Origin of the sequence: Bacillus sp. Nf3, assembly GCF_003028545.1 — a bacterium.
In the GTDB taxonomy this organism is placed as follows: domain Bacteria; phylum Bacillota; class Bacilli; order Bacillales; family Bacillaceae; genus Bacillus; species Bacillus safensis.
Window position 1 is genome coordinate 454149 of sequence record NZ_PYUA01000001.1, and the last position, 21551, is coordinate 475699.

At 35.5% G+C, this 21551-nt stretch carries 17 protein-coding genes; 13 read left to right on the forward strand and 4 right to left on the reverse strand.

Translation table 11 applies throughout. The annotated features are described in order from the left end of the window. Positions 1 to 17: 17 nt before the first annotated feature. The gene (locus C9414_RS02260) at positions 18 to 1208 is read right to left on the reverse strand and encodes a CDP-glycerol glycerophosphotransferase family protein (protein ID WP_107162976.1); all 1191 of its coding nucleotides are present in this window, start codon (positions 1206 to 1208) and stop codon (positions 18 to 20) included. An 11-nt stretch (positions 1209 to 1219) separates the two neighbouring features. After that, positions 1220 to 1990, reverse strand: coding sequence for a WecB/TagA/CpsF family glycosyltransferase (locus C9414_RS02265; protein ID WP_039181899.1), 771 nt, complete (start codon positions 1988 to 1990; stop codon positions 1220 to 1222). A gap of 366 nt (positions 1991 to 2356) precedes the next feature. Here C9414_RS02265 and tagD point away from each other — a divergent pair, with 366 nt between their 5' ends. The 11 genes from tagD (at position 2357) to tagH (ending at position 17798) form a co-directional block, all read left to right on the forward strand. Next, positions 2357 to 2746 (forward strand): glycerol-3-phosphate cytidylyltransferase, encoded by a 390-nt coding sequence (gene tagD / locus C9414_RS02270; protein WP_034281137.1) that lies wholly within the window; start codon positions 2357 to 2359, stop codon positions 2744 to 2746. 95 nt (positions 2747 to 2841) lie between these two features. Next, a complete protein-coding gene (locus C9414_RS02275; RefSeq protein ID WP_107162977.1) occupies positions 2842 to 4308 on the forward strand; it encodes an alpha-glucosyltransferase N-terminal domain-containing protein in 1467 nt (488 codons plus the stop codon). A 48-nt stretch (positions 4309 to 4356) separates the two neighbouring features. Further along, positions 4357 to 6627, forward strand: coding sequence for a CDP-glycerol glycerophosphotransferase family protein (locus C9414_RS02280; RefSeq protein WP_107162978.1), 2271 nt, complete (start codon positions 4357 to 4359; stop codon positions 6625 to 6627). Between the two features lie 210 nt (positions 6628 to 6837). Next, positions 6838 to 7722 carry a glucose-1-phosphate thymidylyltransferase RfbA gene (gene rfbA, locus C9414_RS02285; RefSeq protein WP_107162979.1) on the forward strand — a complete coding sequence of 295 codons (885 nt, stop codon included), beginning with the start codon at positions 6838 to 6840 and terminating at the stop codon, positions 7720 to 7722. 19 nt (positions 7723 to 7741) lie between these two features. Beyond that, positions 7742 to 8803 (forward strand): dTDP-glucose 4,6-dehydratase, encoded by a 1062-nt coding sequence (gene rfbB / locus C9414_RS02290; protein WP_107162980.1) that lies wholly within the window; start codon positions 7742 to 7744, stop codon positions 8801 to 8803. Between the two features lie 99 nt (positions 8804 to 8902). Continuing rightward, positions 8903 to 10906: a CDP-glycerol glycerophosphotransferase family protein gene (locus tag C9414_RS02295; protein ID WP_107162981.1), complete on the forward strand. Its 2004-nt coding sequence runs from the start codon at positions 8903 to 8905 to the stop codon at positions 10904 to 10906. Positions 10907 to 10918: 12 nt separating this feature from the next. Beyond that, positions 10919 to 12199, forward strand: coding sequence for an ATP-grasp domain-containing protein (locus C9414_RS02300; RefSeq protein WP_107162982.1), 1281 nt, complete (start codon positions 10919 to 10921; stop codon positions 12197 to 12199). Next, positions 12200 to 13378 carry a DegT/DnrJ/EryC1/StrS family aminotransferase gene (locus C9414_RS02305; RefSeq protein ID WP_107162983.1) on the forward strand — a complete coding sequence of 393 codons (1179 nt, stop codon included), beginning with the start codon at positions 12200 to 12202 and terminating at the stop codon, positions 13376 to 13378. Further along, positions 13365 to 15197, forward strand: a complete 1833-nt coding sequence (locus C9414_RS02310; protein ID WP_107162984.1) for a glycosyltransferase family 2 protein — start codon at positions 13365 to 13367, stop codon at positions 15195 to 15197. The genes C9414_RS02305 and C9414_RS02310 overlap by 14 nt, the downstream gene beginning before the upstream one ends. A 152-nt stretch (positions 15198 to 15349) precedes the next feature. Beyond that, positions 15350 to 16177: an ABC transporter permease gene (locus C9414_RS02315; protein ID WP_107162985.1), complete on the forward strand. Its 828-nt coding sequence runs from the start codon at positions 15350 to 15352 to the stop codon at positions 16175 to 16177. Between the two features lie 19 nt (positions 16178 to 16196). After that, a complete protein-coding gene (tagH, locus tag C9414_RS02320; RefSeq protein ID WP_107162986.1) occupies positions 16197 to 17798 on the forward strand; it encodes a teichoic acids export ABC transporter ATP-binding subunit TagH in 1602 nt (533 codons plus the stop codon). Between the two features lie 27 nt (positions 17799 to 17825). Here tagH and galU read toward each other — a convergent pair whose 3' ends face one another. After that, on the reverse strand, positions 17826 to 18707 hold the full coding sequence (galU, locus tag C9414_RS02325) for a UTP--glucose-1-phosphate uridylyltransferase GalU (RefSeq protein WP_095409693.1): 882 nt from the start codon (positions 18705 to 18707) through the stop codon (positions 17826 to 17828). A 241-nt stretch (positions 18708 to 18948) separates the two neighbouring features. Between galU and wecB the strand changes: the two genes are divergently transcribed. Next, positions 18949 to 20088, forward strand: coding sequence for a non-hydrolyzing UDP-N-acetylglucosamine 2-epimerase (gene wecB, locus C9414_RS02330; RefSeq protein ID WP_107162987.1), 1140 nt, complete (start codon positions 18949 to 18951; stop codon positions 20086 to 20088). A gap of 33 nt (positions 20089 to 20121) precedes the next feature. Here wecB and tagU read toward each other — a convergent pair whose 3' ends face one another. Next, positions 20122 to 21042: a polyisoprenyl-teichoic acid--peptidoglycan teichoic acid transferase TagU gene (gene tagU, locus C9414_RS02335; RefSeq protein WP_039181856.1), complete on the reverse strand. Its 921-nt coding sequence runs from the start codon at positions 21040 to 21042 to the stop codon at positions 20122 to 20124. A gap of 182 nt (positions 21043 to 21224) precedes the next feature. On the opposite strand from tagU, the gene C9414_RS02340 reads away from it, so the two are divergent. Next, complete coding sequence (locus C9414_RS02340; protein ID WP_047201888.1) at positions 21225 to 21548, forward strand: hypothetical protein; 324 nt, start codon at positions 21225 to 21227, stop codon at positions 21546 to 21548. The last annotated feature ends 3 nt before the right edge of the window (positions 21549 to 21551 follow it).

Genomic DNA, 21551 nt, shown 5'->3' on the forward strand with positions numbered 1-21551 from the left:
AAAAACGTCCGTGCTTCCTATTGAGAAGCCGGACGTTTTTTTTGTAAGAGCAGCTGCTGTTCAATGAATGAAAGGAGCTGCTGACTTGATTGTCCCTTTGAATATTGGTTCCATTCCTCAGCAAAGGTTTTGATTCGCTCTCTATTGGTTGATACGTTTAGGTGTAAAAGCTCCTGCAAGAGCATGTCTTGAGTGACGCAAGCCTTTCCAGGAATGATGTCTTCATACCGATCAACTAAGCCGCGTTTCTTCCGGTAAGTGTCTAAGTCATAAGTGAAGAACAAGACAGGCTTTTCGAGCAGTGCATACTCAAACACAATCGACGAATAATCTGTCACTAGGACATCACAAGCACAAAGTAATGGATAGAGCGGCTGATCGGACACATCAAATATCCATTCACCGTCTGTTTCTGCTTTTGCTAAATGTTTGACTGCAGGATGAAGCTTGACGAGCAGAATATAATCGCCATTCAGCTCAGTTTGTAATTGCTCTTTTGAAAAAGGCAGGACAAGGCTGTCCATTGCAAAGTCTCTATAGGTAGGTGTATAGAGCAGGATCTTTTTCCCTTTTGGGATATCATTCAGCTTTAAGGAAGGCTGATGCTGTTCATAGTACAGATCCGTCAGTGGTACACCAGTTGATAAAAAGCGTTCATCATTGGCCCCAAACGAGGTCTTGAAAATTTCACGCATGTGATCTGAGCCTGTCACGATGTAATCAAAAGAAGCATAGACGCGTTTGAAGCGTTTGATGTCACGGGTACTTCGTTCGGAATTTGAAGCATCTTCAAGCCCGAACTTTTTCAAAGCCCCATTGGCATGCCATACTTGAATACAGGTGGTAGAAGGCCGTTTTCTAAGCACACTCGTCATGAGAAAGTAATTATCCGTCACGACAACCTTGCTTTTAAACATCGTATACATACATTGAATGAGATGGAGAGGATTTTTTTCATGAAAATAGCGAAATGACAGATGAGGCCCGTCCTTTTCTATCGCAGAAGCATGCTTCGTATAGAGGACAGTAAGCTTCATTGTCATGTTCGCCTGTTGTTGATAAGTATGAATGAGAGCAGCCGCATTCTCTTGGAACGAAACAAGCAGCGTCACCTGGTTTTCACGCGGTTTCACGCCGCTCATCAGCCATCCAATGAAAGAAATAAAAGCTGCGTAACATGAAATAATCATTGAGCGTATATTCATCATTTGTCAGTCTCTCACAGCTGCTTCGTCTGATCCTTTACCTGCTCAGGATAGTAACGTTTTTTTCCTTTGCTTTCCTTCAATACGGCAAAAGCGTACTTAGGAATATTCAGCATTCGTTTCCATCTCCATGGATTCACAATCAATCTGTACAGCCATTCTGTATTTGTCTTAATCATCCAGCGTGGTGCACGCTTCACCGTTCCGCTAAATACATCAAAGCTTCCGCCTAAACCGATGCAAACAGCCTGCGGGAATAAATGGCGGTATTCGTAAATAAAGTTCTCTTGGTTTGGATAACCTAATGCAACGAACACCATATCCGGTTTCGAGCGCGCGATTTGCTTCGCTACGAAACGTTTATCTGCTTGATAGCCGTCACAGCTTCCGGCAAGGACCACATTTGGATATTCCGTATCAATTCGCTGTTTCACAGCCTCAAGCACTTCTTTTTTCGCACCATATAAAAAGATTCTTTTAGACTGCTTGTTTGCTAGATCAAGCATAGACATGAAGACATCAAAGCCGGCAATTCTTGACTTAAGCGGACTTTGGGTCATGCGAGACATCAACACGACGCCAACACCATCCGGCAGTACATAATCCGCAGATGAAACGACTTGATGGTACGCATGATCCTTCATGACGGCATAGCCTATCTCTGGATTGACAGTCGCAATCATGGCGCCTCTTTTCTGAGAAATATGATGCTGGTTCATATAGCTAATAAATTCATCTAAGTCGCCGTTTACATAAGAAAGGTTAGAGACCACTTCTGTTTGCATTGTTTAGACCTCCTTTTTAACTTGTTATCTATGAACATTCATTGTAAATTCATTCTTCGCCTACTCATCATTTTATCACAGATGCTCCATGAAATATTAACAATAACTTTACAAACCTTTAAATTTCATGACATTTTCATCAATTCAAATGGACGATACTCTGTGAAACATTGATTCTTCGGACTTTCCCTTCTGTGCCCAATAAATTGGAAATAGTTTGTCTTTACATTTTCTTAACCTTTCATAGGCGTTGTGATATAATGAACTTCCGAAGAGCGAAAAAATGATCGATGATAATAGGATTACGGATAACATTACTGCTTGAAGCAGACGAATAAGGATGAAAGAAAGGAGTTTATGTTTGCAATGAAGAAAGTTATTACTTACGGTACATTTGATTTATTACACTGGGGGCACATTAAGCTGCTAGAACGTGCAAAGCAGCTCGGAGATTACTTAGTGGTGGCCATCTCTACAGACGAGTTTAATTTACAAAAATCAAAAAAAGCTTATCACAGTTACGAGCATAGAAAGCTGATTCTTGAAACCATTCGTTATGTAGACGAAGTTATTCCAGAAAACAGCTGGGATCAAAAAGTCCATGATGTGCAAGAGCATGATATTGATGTGTTTGTGATGGGAGATGACTGGGAAGGCAAGTTCGATTTCTTAAAAGAACATTGCGAAGTCGTTTACTTGAAGAGAACCGAAGGCATCTCGACAACCCAAATTAAAGAAGAAATTGCTGGACTTTAATAGATCAAAAAAGTACTTCTTATCTTTTGGTAAGAAGTACTTTTTCATGTAAAATACAATGAGTAAGTCAACAATATTATGAAGGAGAGCTTCCTTTGTTTCAAAATTGGATGAAGAAAAAAGTTGAAGACACATTTGATCAACCTGAACAACATGAAACAATGGCCTCAGTGGACATGCCTGATATGGACTACTACTTTATTATGGGCGAAGTACCAAAACAGGATGAGAGCTTAACGAAGTCTTTAAAGGCAAGGATAAAACCATTAGTTGATCCACATAAACGTACTGCAATTTTAACTTTGAATTATGATGTAAATATGAAGGAACGTATTCACAGCATGGAAGAGATCTTTTCTCCTGAGGTTGACATCTTGAATGTGTATGAACACTATATTCTACTGGAAAGTGGTAGTAAAAGACGTTACTCGGAATTTATTGTTGGTGAATCATCGCATTCGATCAATGAAGCAGTGATTCCAGCAGATGAATACACGATTCAAGTGACGAGATATGAATTGCCTGCTTCCCCCATTTGTTATATTGATCAATATAACGAAGAACAGCAATTAGTGAAGAGGGAAGAATACAATTGGCAGGGCGTTTTGTGCAGAGTACAAAGCTTTGTTCCCCATACAGGTGCTCTATACTTAGAAGAATTGATCAATGACGATGGCAGTATTTATATGGAGTTCATCTACCATGGAGATGTAAAAAAGAATACAGTTCGACATATTAATTGGTATAAAAAAACAGGAATTCAAACATTTACAAAGAAGACGGATATTAAACAATTATGGCTATCCAGCATTCAATCCCAAAATGACCGTTTGAAATTGATGATCACAGAAGACCGGGATCAAGACCGCCACTTGTTTAAAATTGAGCAGTCTGAAACAACTTATTATGCTGCATTTGTGCATGACGCACATTATGAGGAAGAGCAGCATCAGCTGAAACCCCAATATGAGGAATTGTTTAAACAAATAAGAAAACAGCAAATGGATGCCGTGTTCTTTGGAGATACTAAGCATAAAGAAGATGTCGAGAAGGTTTTAGGAGAACAAGCCTATTTTTATATTATACCTTCTGATAAAATGTCGGTTTGGAATACAGCACTTCATCATATGCTCGAAAATCGTGAGCGTAAAGATGAATTAAGAAGGATTGTGGATTGTACAAAATGGATCTTGCGTGATCTGAGCTCTGAGAACCATGTTCTTCATCTTCAGCTTGAGTTAAAAGGTGAAATGAGTCATGCGGATCATGTGCAAATCGATTTTGCAGGATATGATCGAATGAATGGAGCTGAAATCATTTCTCAAACAATCGATGAAAACCTTTTAGTCAGCTTCCCAATTGGCCATTTTCAAACAAAGAACAACATTGAAATTAACCAAACGAAATATGTTGATTTTTACATCCGGTTTAAGACAGAAGATAGGCAAGAAGTCCTGCATCGCCTAGAAGTAGATGAAGAGCTGCTCACCAACAAACCTTCATCGCTAGATGGGTGGTCGTATCAAACGAAACAAGGAAACTACTCTTGGAAAGTGAAGTAGCGATACACTAAACAATAAGATTTCTGAAACAGAGGAGATTAACGATTAATGATTGAAGAGGGAATTCATAAGAAGAAGAGTGTCGTTGAAGGGTTAAAAAATCACCATGAGAAACTAGAAATGCTGATTCGCATCCATGATGACATGCCATTAACAGATAGAGAATTTTATTTGTTTATGAGGGAGAGAGTATCAAAACAAGAACTTTTCCTTCCGCTTGTTCATCAAGAAGAGAATCTATTCAAATTGGTATTGAGTGAATCATCGCTGCCGCTTGCGTTAGAACAAGGCCAAACATATAACTTGTATGTCACGGACTATTTAAGCACAAACAAAGAAGAGGATGAGGACGAACTTGAGGACTCAGCTTATGATTCTGATACCGAAGAAGAGGAAGAAGAAGTAAAAGAAGCAGATATCATTACAGATATTGAATCTGAAGAGAAAACGTCAAACTATAAACGCCGTTTAAAAATGGAAATAGAAAAGCCTGAGCTGACTTTTTTAGAAAATAAAGACGCCATGCTGTATATCATTCCATACCGCACAGACAAAGGGAATGCTTCTTTGAAAATTAAGCGTGAGCTAAAGGTTGTGAAATTCAATCATATCGAGCTCAACAAAGGATGTATGTTATCTTTATCCGGGTATGCAGGTGTTCTAAGTGCAGAACATCCATATGAGATCAAAGAAGCAAAACTTCTATTGAAGAAAAATGGTGAAGAACCAATTGAACATCGATTTCCGGTCAATATCACCCATATAAAAGATGAAGTGATCGAATACCGTGATGATCAACATGTACCACAGCTTTATCAATTTTTAGCAGAAGTTCCTTTAGAGGAATTGACCTATTCCTTGAACAGACGCCTTGTATATCGCTTCTATCTTGAATTTATCTGTGATGTGAACGGAGTAGAGGAAACATTAACAACCACTTCTTTAGTGCTTGGAGACCGTTCGAACAAACTCAAAGGACTTGTTCAAATTCATAAACGAAACGATGTACCAATTCGATATGAAGTGTACCGAAAGAAAAAAAGACAAACGCTTGGCATCCGTATTAATGATTACACCATGAAAACACGTGCCAAATATTACGTCAAAAGCAAGTGGAAGAAATTCAAAAAGAAGATCAGTAAAATCAAAAAAGTCCGTAACCGCCTTGTGACAAGAACGTTTAAAACGACCTTTAAACTGGCGAGTAAGCTGTCTGTGAAAAAGAAAACCGTTGTTTTTGAAAGCTTTAACGGAAAACAATTCAGCTGTAATCCGCGTGGTATTTATGAGTATATGAAAGAAAATCACCCTGAATATACGTTGATCTGGAGCGTTAAAAAGGGTCATGAAGCACCGTTTAAGGAAAAAGGCATCTATTATATCAATCGTCTGTCATTGAAATGGATTTTTGCGATGGCAAGAGCCGAGTATTGGGTCGTAAACAGCCGTCTGCCGCTATGGGTTCCAAAGCCAGATCACACAACATACTTGCAGACTTGGCATGGTACGCCGTTAAAACGACTGGCAATGGACATGGACGAGGTGCATATGCCTGGAACAAACACGAAGAAATACAAAAAGAATTTCACGAAAGAAGCATCGAATTGGGATTATCTCATCTCTCCTAATGCCTACTCGACTGAAATCTTTACACGTGCATTCCAATTTCAAAAGACGATGATTGAGTCAGGATATCCGAGAAATGACTTCCTTCACAATCAAAACAATGAAGAAACAATGAGAGCACTGAAACAAAAAATGAACCTGCCGCTCGATAAAAAATTGATCTTATACGCGCCGACATGGAGAGACGATCAATTTTATAAAAAAGGGCAGTACAAATTTGATTTAGACCTTGATCTGCATGAGCTGAGAGCTGCAATTGGAGATGAATATATCATCATTCTGCGTATGCACTATCTAGTTGCTGAAAACTTTGATTTAGGGCCATATGAAGGCTTTGCCTATGACTTCTCTCATTACGAAGACATTAGAGACCTTTATATGATTTCAGATCTGCTCATCACAGATTACTCATCTGTGTTCTTTGATTATGCAAACCTCAAACGCCCGATGCTGTTCTATGTGCCAGACATTGAAACCTATCGAGACAAGCTCAGAGGCTTTTACTTCGACTTTGAACAAGAAGCACCTGGACCGCTTGTGAAAGAGACAGCAAGTGTCATTGACTGGGTGAGGGAAACAGAACAGTCGACCTTTACATTACCAGAATCATTTGCACCGTTTTATGAGAAATTCTGTTACTTAGAGACTGGAGAATCTTCGAAGCGGGTCGTTGAAGTGGTGTTTGAAAAATAAATAATGATAAGCACTATTAAGGTTAATCAAACGTAAACGACCTTAATAGTGCTTTTTTGGTTTGATTATTTAAAATTGTAATTTATCCTCCAAGATTAATGTTAACTTTGTATTAGGTATATGTTATTATAAAGCTGATATTCAAGTGGAAATAAGCTATTTTACTAGAACTTTTGCCATTTCTAAGTAATTTTTCATAGGAGGATTATCTTGAAAGGAATAATTTTAGCAGGTGGGACAGGCTCAAGGCTATACCCTATTACAAAGGGTATTTCTAAACAGCTAGTTCCAATATACGACAAACCAATGATTTATTATCCATTATCTGTTCTTATGCTTAGTGGAATTAAAGAAGTTCTCATTATCACTACCCCAAGTGATTTAGAACAATTTAAACGTCTTTTAGGAACTGGAGAAAACTTAGGAATACATTTGAGTTATAAGGTGCAAAGCGAGCCTAAAGGACTTGCAGATGCATTCATCATTGGAGAAGAATTTATTGGTGAAGATAGTGTATGTCTAGTGCTAGGAGACAATATATTTTATGGTCAAGGGTTGACTGAAATATTAAACAAAGCAGTGAACTTAAGGACAGGTGCGCTTGTTTTTGGATATTATGTAAAAAATCCAGAAGATTATGGAGTCGTACAATTTGACAATGGCGGTAATGTTCTAGGTATAGAAGAAAAGCCTAAACAACCTAAATCAAACTATGCTGTACCAGGTCTCTACTTTTATGACAATAAAGTGATTGATATAGCAAAAAATGTGAAGCCTTCTGCGAGAGGTGAGATTGAAATCAGCTCTATTAATGAGTGTTATTTGCAACAGGGTAAACTCAAGGTTGAAATTATGGGTCGAGGAATGGCTTGGCTTGATACTGGCACACATAAAAGTTTACTTGAAGCGAGTAATTATATTGAAGCTGTTCAAAATAGACAAGGGCTCTATGTGGCATCATTGGAGGAAATTGCTTACCGTAAAGGGTACATAAACGAAGAACAACTTTATCGCTTAGCATTACCTTTATCAAAAACTGAATATGGAAGTTATTTATTAGATCTAGCTGAGAAGAAAGAAGTCATTATTAAATAAGGTTATGAAGGAGAGTATGATGAAAACTTACCTCGTTACAGGTGGAGCAGGTTTTATAGGATCTAACTTTATTGCATTTTTGTTAAATACAAATAAAGATACTAAAATTATCAACTTAGATAAATTAACGTATGCAGGAAATCTCGAGAACTTAACAGACTATGATGATTTTGAAAATTATAAGTTTATTAAAGGTGATATTAATGACTCAGTTTTACTGCATGAAATTTTTGAAAATAATGAAATTGACTATGTAGTGAATTTTGCAGCCGAATCTCATGTGGATAGAAGTATTGAAAATCCCACCATTTTTGTTGAGACTAATGTGCTTGGTACACTGAATTTGTTGAATACAGCTAAAAAGTTTTGGCAAAATGGTGAAGACACATATATAAAAGGAAAAAAGTTTATTCAAATTTCAACGGATGAAGTATATGGTTCATTAAGTAATGAAGGTTATTTTACAGAAGAGACACCTTTAGATCCACATAGTCCATATTCAGCTAGTAAAGCCTCAGCAGATTTATTGGTTCAGTCATTTTTTGATACGTATAAATTTCCTGTAAACATTACTAGATGTTCTAACAATTATGGGCCATTTCAATTTCCGGAAAAATTAATACCACTTGTTATACATCAATGTATTGAAAAAAAACAAATTCCGGTTTATGGTGACGGATTGAATGTAAGAGATTGGCTCTTTGTAGAAGACCATTGCAGTGCAGTAGACTTAGTTATAAAAAACGGTCAGCTTGGAGAAGTGTATAATATTGGCGGGCACAATGAAAAAACAAATATTGACCTTGTGAATAAAATTATAGATTATTTAAATGAAAAGGTAGATAAAAAAATAACCAAAGAATTGATCACCTTTGTGAAAGATCGAAAAGGTCATGATAGACGTTATGCTATTGATCCAACGAAGATTGAAAAAGAGCTTCAATGGAAGCCGAAGTATCGTTTTGAAACTGGTATTATAAAAACAATTGATTGGTATTTAGATAACTCTAAATGGTTTAAAAATATTTTAGATGATGAATATAAAAAATACTATCAAAAAAATTATGGGAAAGTAAATTAATATAACAATTGGTATGCCCTATTCAGTAGTTTGGATGGGGAATTTTACTTTTTTTAATGATGAAAAATGCAAATCGAGATGGGGTTATGATGACTAAATATGAATATTAAAAAATTATTTATAAAAATATTTAAATCAACAATAAATAAACATAGAGTAGAAATTCAAATAAAAGAAGGTAGACTCCTTTTTTCTGTTAAAAATTTAGGCCTTCTCCCATTCCATAAGTATATAATCCTGAAAGATAGAGAAACTGGGAGATTTTTAAATAGTCAGATAAAAAACAGAACAGCTATTTTCAATCTGAAGGATATAGCTGATTTCGGTAAAAATGGCATTTTTGATGTGTATATTAGTCTTAGATTACACAGTAAATATTTACGGAAAAGAACCCCCTTTAGTTTGAATAATCAGGGATTTGTATCATATTCGGAAGATTTGAATTTGAAATTTAAAAGTTTTAAGACGAAAAATGGTTATTTATCTTTCGATTTCAAAAAGAATAATTTTTCACAGTATATAAACATTTTAAAAAGTGTAGGTTCTAATTTCTATATTGAAGGTGAAGTTACTCAATTCTCAAATGAATATCAAGTAAACCAACTAGAACTAATTGCAGTAAGAAGAGATAATAATAAATCATTCGGTTATTCAATAAACTTTTCCCAACAAGGAAACAAATATATTTTCAAACAAATTATCATAATAGATAAATTAAAGAAAGATTTAGACCTCAATAGCAGATGGGATTTATTTTTACAAATCAGGGATAATAATCGGCGGATTTGTTATAAAGAGCTAATAGATATGACAGGATTTACTGATTTCTCAAAAGAGGAAGATAGATATCTACTTGCAAATGATTATAAAGATAAGTATAAACTCATTGTTTATGTAACTATGGGAAAGGAAAGTTTGGCATTTTGGTTTACCGATAATGAACAATATCTAAAAACATACAATATCGCCCGAGGCAAAACGGTTTTTAATAACGTTTGTGAGAGTCAACCAATGAATAAAACAATGGTTTTCTTTGAAAGTTTTTTAGGAAAAAGTTATTCAGGAAATCCAAAATATATTTATGAATACTTAATAGAAAATGGATATGATAAAGAGTATCAGTTTATATGGTCATATCAAGGAGAATCTAAAATTCCGGGAAACCCCATTATAGTAAATAGAGAAGAGGAAGATTATTATAGGTATCTGGCTCTTTCTAAGTACTGGGTTAATAATATTATTTTTCCTGTTCATCGAAAGAGGGAAGGTAATGTGTATATCCAGACATGGCATGGTACACCCTTAAAACGATTGGGATATGACATAGAAGTAGATGGGCCTGAAAAAATGGCTAGAGAAAATTTTTATTTAGAATCTCGTAATTGGGACTACTTATTAGCAGCAAACGAATACTCTAAAGATATCTTCCAGCGGGCTTTTAAGTTCGATAAAGAAATAATATTAAATGGATATCCATCTAATGATATTTTTCATAAAAATAATAAGCAAGAAAGAATTGAATCGATCAAAACAAAATTAAACATCCCAAAAAATAAACAAGTAATATTGTATGCACCAACATGGAGAGACAATGAATTGAGCGGATCTTGGAATCATTCTTTTGAAATGAAATTCGATTTAGAACAGTTCCAAAGAGAATTTGGTGATGATTATATACTAATCTTACGTATGCATCATTTAATCTCTGATTATTTAGTTCTTAGTCCAAGTAAACATTCATCAATCATTGATTTATCTAAATATGATGATATTCAAGAGTTGTATTTAATTTCTGATATTTTAATTACTGATTATTCTTCTGTGTTTTTTGAATATGCAAATAGTAAAAAGCCAATTTTGTTCTATGCATATGATTATCAACTTTATAAAGAAGAAATTAGAGGTTTTTATTTAGATATGTACAAGGATTTACCTGGTCCTGTGTTAGAGGAGCAACAACAGTTGTTCGCTGCTATAAGAAATATTCATCAAATTAAAGAAGAATACAGCGAAAAATATAATGAATTTCACCAAAAATACTGCGGTCTTGAAAAGGGAGATTCAGCCAAATTAGTTAGCGGAATAGTGTTCGGCAATCAATAATTGGAGGTAACAATGAAAAATGTATTAGTGTTCCCATGTGGTTCAGAGATTGGTTTAGAAATTCACAATTCACTTAAGTTCTCTAAGGATTTTGAGCTGATAGGTGCATCAAGTGTCTCTGATCATGGTAAATATGTATATAAAAATTATATAGAGAATGTCCCAGATATACATGATGAAGACTTTATTGACAAATTGAATCATTTAATTGATGAAAATAAAATTGATTTTATTATACCAGCTCATGATAGTGTTGTGTTGAAATTAGCACAAAATCAAAAACGCATAAAAGCAATAGTTGTAACATCCGACCAATTTACATGTGAGGTTGCTAGATCTAAAAAGAAAACTTATGAATTTTTTAAAAAGCAACCTTTTGTCCCCAAAATGTACGGAACAATAGAGGAAGTTGAATTTTTCCCTGTCTTTTTAAAGCCTGATGTTGGACAAGGATCAAAAGGAGTAGCTCTTGCAAGAGATAAAAAAGAGTTAGAATTCTATAAAAATAACAAATCTGATTTACTAATACTAGAATATCTTCCAGGTAAAGAATATACGATAGATTGCTTTACGAATAAAAATGGAGAACTTAAATATGCTGGAAGACGAGAAAGAAAACGAATTAAGAGTGGCATAAGCGTGAATTCCGCTACGTTGCAAATGGATGAACAGACAAGACAAATTGCTTATGAGATTAACAAACATCTTCAATTTAGAGGAGCATGGTTTTTTCAAATTAAAGAAGATGTGAATGGGGATTACAAATTGTTAGAAGTGGCTCCACGTATTGCAGGAACTATGGCTCTATATCGTAACAAAGGTGTTAATTTCCCATTACTTAGTTTATATGACCGGATGGATTTTGATATAAAAATAGAAGATAACGGTGTGGACATTGAGGTAGACCGTGCACTAATCAATCGTTTTACTATTGCTTATTCTTATCAAAGAGTATATGTTGATTTTGATGATACGATAACGTATAAAGACAAAGTCAATCCACTTTTAATGTTATTTTTATATCAATGTTTCAATAGTAATAAAGAAATTATTTTAATTACAAAGCATATTCATAATATCAAAGAAACCCTAGAGAAACTTCGAATTAATGCAAACCTTTTTAATCGTATAATTCATTTAGAAAAAGAAGATATAAAATCAAAATATATAGATAACCAAACACCTTCTATATTTATCGATGATTCTTTTAGTGAAAGAGATCAAATTAAAGCTGCTGGCATCCCAGTATTTGATGTAGATTCAATAGAATCTTTAATTGATTGGAGAAGTTAGATGGGAGAACAACTTAAATTTCCACAACCAATACATGTTACAAAACCAAAACTTCCTAAATTTGAGGAGTATACTGATAAAATAAAAGATATTTGGGAGAATAACTGGTTAACAAATGACGGTCCATTACATGAAGAATTTAAAACTAACCTTAAAGATTATTTAGGAGCTTCAGAACTCGAACTGTTTACTAATGGACATTTAGCTTTGGAATTAGCCCTGAAAACATTAGAAGAAAAAGGGGAAATTATTACTACTCCTTTTACTTTTGCTTCTACGATTCATGCAATAAAAAATACTGGTTTTCAACCAGTTTTTTGTGATATTGAATTAAATACATTTAACATTGATGTTAAACAAATTGAACATCTGATTACAGAGAAAACAAGAGCAATTGTTGCGGTACATGTGTTTGGGAATCCTTGTGATGTAGTTGAATTAGATAGAATCTCAAGGGATTATGGGATACCTCTTATTTATGATGCTGCACATGCTTTCGGAGTAAAGGTGAATGGAAACTTTATTGGAGAATATGGTGATGTTTCTATGTTTAGTATGCATGCCACAAAAGTTTTCCATTCTATAGAAGGTGGAGTACTGTGTTATAAACGAAAAGACTTAACTAAATTACTCAAAGCTTTAAAAAATTTTGGTATTACTTCTAGTGAAACAGTTGATTACATTGGGATTAATGCAAAAATGAATGAATTTCAAGCTGCTATGGGATTGGTTAATCTTAAAGAAATTGATCAAGATATCTTAAAGAGAAAAGAAGTTTATCATCTTTATGAAAAACATCTTTCTGAAATACCAGGAATTAACTTAGTTCGAATTAATAGAAATGTCCAGCATAACTATTCTTATTTTCCAATTTTATTAGAAAATTTAAATATGAGAGACTACTTAAATGAAGTATTAAAAGAATACAACTTATTTACTAGAAAATATTTCTATCCACTATGTAATGATTTTGGATGTTACTCATTTAATTCAAATGAAACACCAGTAGCAGTATATGTGAGTGATCGTATTTTGGCATTACCAATGTATTCTGAATTAACCTCTGATGAAGTAAAGCAAATTTGTACCATTATTAAAATTGTTTTAGAGGATTATCATATTCAAGACAATAATAGAATGACGAATCAAGTGGGTGAGCTATCGAATGAGCCAGTATAAACTAAGTGTAGTAGTGTTGGTTTATAATACAGAAAACTATTTGAAGGAGTGTCTTGACTCACTAGTCAATCAATCGATGCCTGACTTGCAGATTATTGCAGTGAATGATGAAAGTCCTGATAATAGTGCGGAAATTTTAAATGAATATGAAAAGAAATACCCTAATATAACGGTAATTCATCAAAAAAATAGTGGTGGAGCTAATGCAGGAAATCACGGGTTAAAATATGCAACTGGAGAATACATAACCTTGATGGATTCAGATGATATACTGCCCCTAGATGCATATGAAAAGTTATATTTAGAAGCCAAAAGAAGTGAAGCGGATATTGTCATAGGAAGGCCTAATATTTTAATAAACGGGGTTCAAAAAGAAATTATTTATAAAAAAGAGAGAGAAGTATGGCAAGCAAACAGATTAATCGAACATGTGAGAGATTATCCTGACATTTTTTATGATGGATTTTATTGGAATAAAATTTTCCGCAGAGAATTGATTTTTGAACACCAATGCTTTATGCCTCCAGGTATGCTATATGCAGATCGTCCGATGGTTCATAAGGCATTTTTATACGCAAAGAAAATAGCCATCATCACAGAAGTTGTGTATCTTTGGAGAAAAAGAGGAGAAGAAGCAACTCAGAAATCAATAACCCAGCTAAACGGTGATTTACGTAATTTCCAAGATCGAATAGAATCTCTTAAATACCAAATACAATATTTTGAAGATTATGGAGATAAAGAGCTTGAAAATGAGTTTTTAAAAAGAAACATTGAACGCTTATTCTTTCCAATCAAAAATATTGTATTGGACAAAAAATTTAGACACGTCTTTTATAAAGAAATTAAGCCTATTTTACAAAAAGTTGATCATATTTTCGATAATGATTTAGGTATTACAAGTAATCTTTATATTTATTTTATTTTGAATGATTTGCATGAAGAATTAATTTATTATCTATCTGGTAACCCAAAAGGAAGAGTAATAAAAGACAATGGGAAATTTTACTGGTCACTTCCTTTTTTTAGAAATGAAACACTTAATATACCAGATGAATTGTTTGAGATAAAAGTGTTAAAAGAAGAATTTATAAAAATTAATAAAATAGGTATTGAAGATGGAAAGGTCATGTTCGAATGTATAGACATTCCGAAATCATTTGATGATGCAAGTGTCTTTATTTCATTTGAATCTAGGCATAATTTAACCGAAAAGACTGTAGTTAGTGCGTTTGTAGATCATAATGGTAAATTAAAAGCAGAACTTTCGCTAAAAGAATTTAATCAAGTTGCGACATATGATATTTACATTATTGTAAAAAGAAATCATAAGGAAGATAAATTTAGAATCTCTAAAAAAATGTATAGTAACAAATTCAATAACTTCAAAGATTCAAAGTTTAACCTATTTTTCACTAGTAAAGGAAAGTTGTCTCTTGAAAATATTGATGTAAAATTAGAACAGCTGATTTTAAATGAAGTAGGCATTTTTATATTGACAGAACGGCCAATAATAGAATCAGGGGCATTTTATTTAAAAAATAGAATAACACAAGAAAAGATCTTTATGGAAAAGGTCTCGAGCACAGAATTTAAGATTAATTGGAAACACTTTTTTGAAGGATTTAAAACATATGACTTATTTTATTGTTCTCAGGAGTGTCATTTTAGATTGAGAAAAAGTTTGTTGACAGAAAAATTAAATCATATGTATCGATTAGAGCCTTTTCAGATAGAGTTTTATGAAACGGATAAAGGAAATATTTCTTTAAAAAGTTCGACTTTCTTAACTCGTTTATTGTCAAAGCTTAAGAGTTGAATCTAGCTAGGAGGGGGTAATTTCCTCCTTTTTTAATTTCATTCATATACCTACTTTGTCGACAAGTGAAATATTCCTCAACATCTGTTACAATTATGAGCGGTGCTTTTTAAAAAAGTAATTCCAAAAACTTATATCTAAGGAAGATTAGAATGAACGCAATGTTGACGATACTAAAGGAGCAAATCAGCTCATTTCCGCTGATTATGCGACTTGCTGTTTATGAAACAAAATCAAAATATCAGATGAATTATTTAGGTGTTTTATGGCAGTTTTTAAATCCATTGATTCAAATGCTGGCTTACTGGTTTGTTTTTGGTATGGGTATTCGAGGAGGACAGCCAATTGTCATTGGCGGCGTGGAAGTTCCGTTTATCATCTGGATGCTTGCTGGATTAATCCCTTGGTTCTTCATTAGTCCGACGGTTCTTGATGGATCAAACAGTGTGTTTAAACGCATTAATATGGTATCGAAAATGAATTTTCCGATTAGTGCGCTGCCGTCTGTGGTGATTATGTCCAACTTGTTCAGCTACTTTGTCATGATGGGGGTCTATCTGATTGTGCTGATTTCCTATGGCATCTACCCTGACGCGCATTGGCTGCAATATATATACTATCTTATTTGTATGATCGCGTTTATGTTTTCGTTTAGTTTGTTTAATTCCACGATTAGCGTACTCGTGAGAGACTATCAATTTCTTTTACAATCCGTGACACGATTACTTTTCTTTTTGCTGCCGATTTTTTGGAATATTTCAGAGAAACTTACCGGAGATAAGGCGTGGATTGGAGATATTTTAAGGCTGAATCCTCTTTTCTACATTATTGATGGTTTTAGAAATAGTTTGTTAAAGGGAGAATGGTTCTTCCATGATGTCAAATACACACTTTATTTTTGGCTGATCACGCTTCTTCTTTTAACAGTCGGTTCATTGCTTCATATGAAATTTAGGGATAAATTTGTCGATTTTCTTTAAAAAGTAAGGAGATTATACGATGAAACTAAAGGTTTCGTTTCGAAACGTATCCAAGCAATACGTCCTATATAAAAAACAGTCGGATAAGATTAAAGGACTGTTTTTACCTAATAAAAATGAAAAAGGTTTCTTTGCTGTTCGTGATGTGTCCTTTGATGTATATGAAGGCGAGACGATTGGTTTTGTGGGGATTAACGGATCTGGGAAATCGACAATGTCGAACCTTCTAGCGAAAATCATTCCACCGACAAGTGGTGAAATTGATATGGACGGCCAGCCATCGCTAATTGCCATTGCAGCAGGGCTGAACAACCAATTAAGTGGAAAAGACAACATTCGCTTAAAGTGCTTAATGATGGGGCTGACGAATAAAGAAATAGACGAGCTTTACGAAAAAATCGTAGAGTTTGCGGATATTGGAGATTTTATTGACCAGCCGGTTAAGAGCTATTCAAGCGGAATGAAATCCCGTCTTGGCTTTGCCATTTCAGCGCATATCGATCCAGATATCCTCATTATTGATGAAGCGCTGTCTGTTGGAGACCAAACCTTCTATCAAAAATGTGTGGATCGCATTACAGAATTCAAGGAACAAGGAAAGACGATCTTTTTTGTCAGTCACTCCATTAGCCAAATCCAAAAAATCTGTGATCGGGTGGCTTGGATGCATTATGGTGAACTTCGTATGTTTGATGATACGAAAAAGGTCGTGAAAGAGTATAAGGAGTTTGTTGATTGGTTTAACAAGCTTTCCAAGAAAGAGAAACAAAAATACCAAATGGAACATAAGGAAGGCAGAAAAGGCGTACAAAAGACAGAAAAGGTGTCTCGTTATCAAGAGAACGGAAAACGACGTTCATTGTTCGGACCCGCATTTCAAGTGACAGTTTTAGCGGTCTTAACGATATTGCTGGCCTTATCGATGTTTTCAGATCGCCCGCTTCGTACACTGGCGACATTTGGTGCAATTCCATCAGATAAGATAGAAGCGCCTCAGTCGAAGAACCCGGAAACGAAGGGGGCGCCCGATATGAAAAAGGTGGATCAACAGATGATTGTCACGGCTGATCCACTCAAGGTTTACAAAGACCAAGCCATGAAAAAAAAGGCTGATGTCACTTTGCCATTTGGACAAGAAGTACAGGTTGTGGCTGAAAATAAACAAACCGTTCAAATTAAAACAGCGTCAGAAACGTATTTTGTTAAACCTGATGCGCTTCAAAATGCAGAGGATTTAAAGTCATTATCCATTGGATCAGGACAGTTTAATTCCTATGTATCGCCTGCATCAGCAGGTTCGTATGAGTATCTACTTTCTTTCCTTGGAAAAGAAGAATCTGTGCTTAAACAGAGAATGCAAACGCTGAGCTCATTGAAAAATGATCAAGGAGATACGATTGAACGATTGACCACAGAGAAAACCGACTATGTCATTCAAAAGGGTCAGGCAAACACCATTGTGTTTCGAGAGGTGATGTCCATCTCTCCTTCCACACTTGGGCTGACAGAACAAAATGTCTGGATGAATGAGAAACGAACAAAATTCGCAGTGAAGGGCGAAAATAACCTGTTTGTCATTGATAATGAACAGCATACACTGACTATTTCAGTCATTAAATAAAAAAAGCTGCCGATGCCGGCAGCTTTTTTAGTTCACTTCTTCTTTTTCGAGAAGCTGTTTCATAAATGGAATGAGTTTCTTTTTCAATTCCTCATCCTGAAGAGCAAACTCAAGCGTCGTTTCAATGAAGCCTTGCTTCTCGCCGACATCGTATCGTTTTCCTTCGAAATCATAGGCAAAGACTCGCTGGATGTCATTTAGCTTTTGAATGGCATCAGTCAGTTGAATTTCTCCGCCTGCACCAATCTCTTGCTGTTCAAGGTACATAAAGATCTCTGGCGTGAAAATGTAGCGCCCTAAGATGGCTAGGTTCGATGGTGCTGTTCCTTGCGGCGGCTTTTCAACAAAGTTTTTGACTTGGTAGCGGCGCCCTTCTTGTGTAAGTGGGTCGATGATCCCGTAGCGATGCGTATCGCTGTCTGCTACTTGCTGAACACCGATGACAGATGAAAGAGTTTTTTCATATTCATCCATCAGCTGGCGAAGCCCAGGTGTTTCGGCTTGAACAATGTCATCACCTAATAAAACAGCAAAAGGCTCATCACCAATAAAATTGCGTGCACACCAAACAGCATGTCCAAGACCTTTTGGTTCTTTTTGACGAATGTAGTGAATATCAGCAATGTTAGAAGATTTCCTTACTTTTTCTAACAGCTCCTTTTTCCCTTTTTCCTCTAGGTTACGCTCAAGTTCTGGAGCAAAATCAAAATGATCTTCAATTGCTCTTTTTCCTTTTCCAGTGACGATAATAATGTCTTCGATTCCTGATTCAACAGCTTCTTCAATAATATATTGAATGGTTGGTTTATCAACGATTGGGAGCATCTCTTTAGGCATGGCTTTTGTTGCAGGAAGGAAACGTGTCCCGAGACCTGCAGCTGGTATAATGGCTTTACGTACTTTTTTCAATGTATTTTGCACCGTCCTTAAATACTGATGTGAAAATTAAGAGAATACCACTAAATTCTACCTTACTTTTAAAAGTAATCAAATAATTTTATGATGTTTAAAGTAATTTTAATAGAAAATTGTAAATATAAACAATCAGATCTGTGAAAAATTTATTAATTTTAGCATGGTTAGTTTATCATTTGAGGAGATCTTTTGTATAATAAAAACAATATGTATTGATGGAAAGAGGCATAAACAAGTGAAAAAACTAAATGTAATGACTATTTTCGGTACTAGACCTGAAGCAATCAAAATGGCACCACTTGTCCTTGAATTGAATAAACATCCACAGATAAATTCGATTGTTACTGTAACAGCTCAGCATAGAGAAATGCTTGATCAAGTCCTTGAGGCTTTTTCTATTACGCCAGATCATGATTTAAACATCATGAAGCAGCGCCAGACATTATCTGAAATCACATCAAATGCACTATTAAAACTAGATCAATTATTCCAAGAGGAAAAACCTGATATTGTCCTTGTTCATGGAGACACAACAACAACCTTTGCAGGAAGCTTGGCCGCATTCTACCACCAAATTTCAGTCGGTCACGTTGAAGCGGGTTTAAGAACACACAATAAATACTCGCCGTTCCCTGAGGAATTGAACCGACAAATGACAGGCGCGATTGCCGATATTCATTTTGCTCCTACAAATGAGGCAAAGCAGAATCTTTTAATTGAAAATAAAAAAGAAGAGACGATTTGTGTGACGGGGAATACAGCGATTGATGCATTGCAAACAACGGTTACAGAGCAGTATCAACACCCTATTTTAGAGAAAATAGGCACAGATAAAATGATTTTGTTAACGGCTCATCGCAGGGAGAATCTCGGCCAGCCGATGAAAAACATGTTTAGAGCGATTAGACGTATTGTAGAAGAGTTTGAAGATGTTCAGGTTGTATATCCTGTACATTTAAACCCTGCTGTTCGTGATGCGGCTCAGACAGAATTCAGTGATCTTGATCGTGTGCACTTAATTGAGCCGCTCGAAGTAGTTGATTTCCATAACTTCGCTGCTGCCTCACACTTTATATTAACGGATTCTGGCGGTGTCCAAGAGGAGGCGCCTTCTCTTGGGAAGCCAGTACTAGTGCTGCGCGATACAACAGAACGCCCTGAAGGCGTGAAAGCTGGTACGCTGAAGCTCGCGGGTACAGATGAAGAGACCATTTACAATATGGCAAAGCAGCTGCTAGTCGATCAGAAAGAGTACGACAACATGTCGAAGGCATCTAATCCATATGGTGATGGACAAGCGTCAAAACGAATTGTCGAAGAGCTTCTCCATCGTTTTGGATTAAGCGAAGAAAAACCAGTTCCATTTCAATCATAAAAAAAGAAGACTACATTTCTGTAGTCTTCTTTTTTACTGCTCTAAACTTTCCTTCAATTCCTTCTTCACATTCGCAAGACTGCTGTCATCAAGCTGGTAGTAATAAATGTTATTGATACGTGCGCCTGATCCTTTCAGCTCGTGCTGTTTTACATGCTGTCTTGCATCACGATAATCATTCATCATCGTCCACATATCGTCAAATGACATGTTTGTCTTCATATTATTTTCTACGACTTTGAACATATCACCGAATTTCGTAATAGATGAAATGTTGGCACCTTTTGCAATGATGCCCTCAATGACTTGGCGCTGTCTTTGCTGACGTCCGAAGTCACCCTTTGGATCTTGCTTTCTCATTCTCGTATAGGCAAGGGCTTGATCCCCGTTCAGGTTAATCTCTCCTGTACCAAATGAGTGGCCATCATAGCTAAATGCAAACGTGCTGTTCACCGTAATTCCTCCAAGTGTATCGACAATATCCTTAAAGCTTTCCATATTGACTTTAACGAAGTAATCAACAGGTACATCAAGCAGTTCCTCTACAGTATCTGCTGCCATTTGTGTACCACCGAATGCGTAAGAATGGTTGATTTTATCCATTGTGCCTTTTCCGACAATTTTCGTATACGTATCACGCGGGATGCTCACCATTTCGGTCGTTTTCGTTTTCGGATTTACTGTCATGTATATTAATGTGTCTGCACGGCCTCGGTCATTTTTTCGTTCATCGACACCCATGACTAAAATAGAAATCGGGTCTTTCTTATTTAAATCGACATCTTTGTCACGCTTATCTGACTTCTTTAAATTCTCCTGAATGCCTGCGACGGTCGATGCTGCTGTGTTCCAAAGATGATATGCGTATCCGCCAGTGGCTAATACGAATAAGCCAATAATCGATAAAACAATCCAAAGAACCTTTTTCTTCTTTCTTTTTCTTTCAGCTCTCATAATGTCCCTCACCTTTTCTATGATTCTTCCATGATTATAGGTTTACGAATCTTGATAAACAAGTTATTTTTTTACTTTGAACCTAGATATAGACGTTGTAACAAAAAAAAGGTTTCAAAAAACCTTAAATTTACCTTAAAATAATAAGTTATAAGACGATACAAAGACATGAGGTGAAAAAAATGAAGAAAATCGTCGTTTTACCGTTCTTAATACTGCTACTAGGTATCGTGCTCGCAGCATGTGGAACGGCTGAGCAGTCCACAGGAGATAACAAGACAAGCAGTTCAACTCCTCAGGTACTGGAAGAGAAAGCTGAATTTATTGGAATGGCTGATGCACATACAGTCGAAGTGAAAAAAGTGAATACGACCTTAAGCTATGAATTTACGGATAATTTTAAAGATGTGTTAAATGAATTTAAACCAGGAGACACAGTAGAAATCTCTTACTTTATTAATGACAGTGGTCAAAAGGAAATCCAGAAGATTGAAAAACAGAAGTAAAAA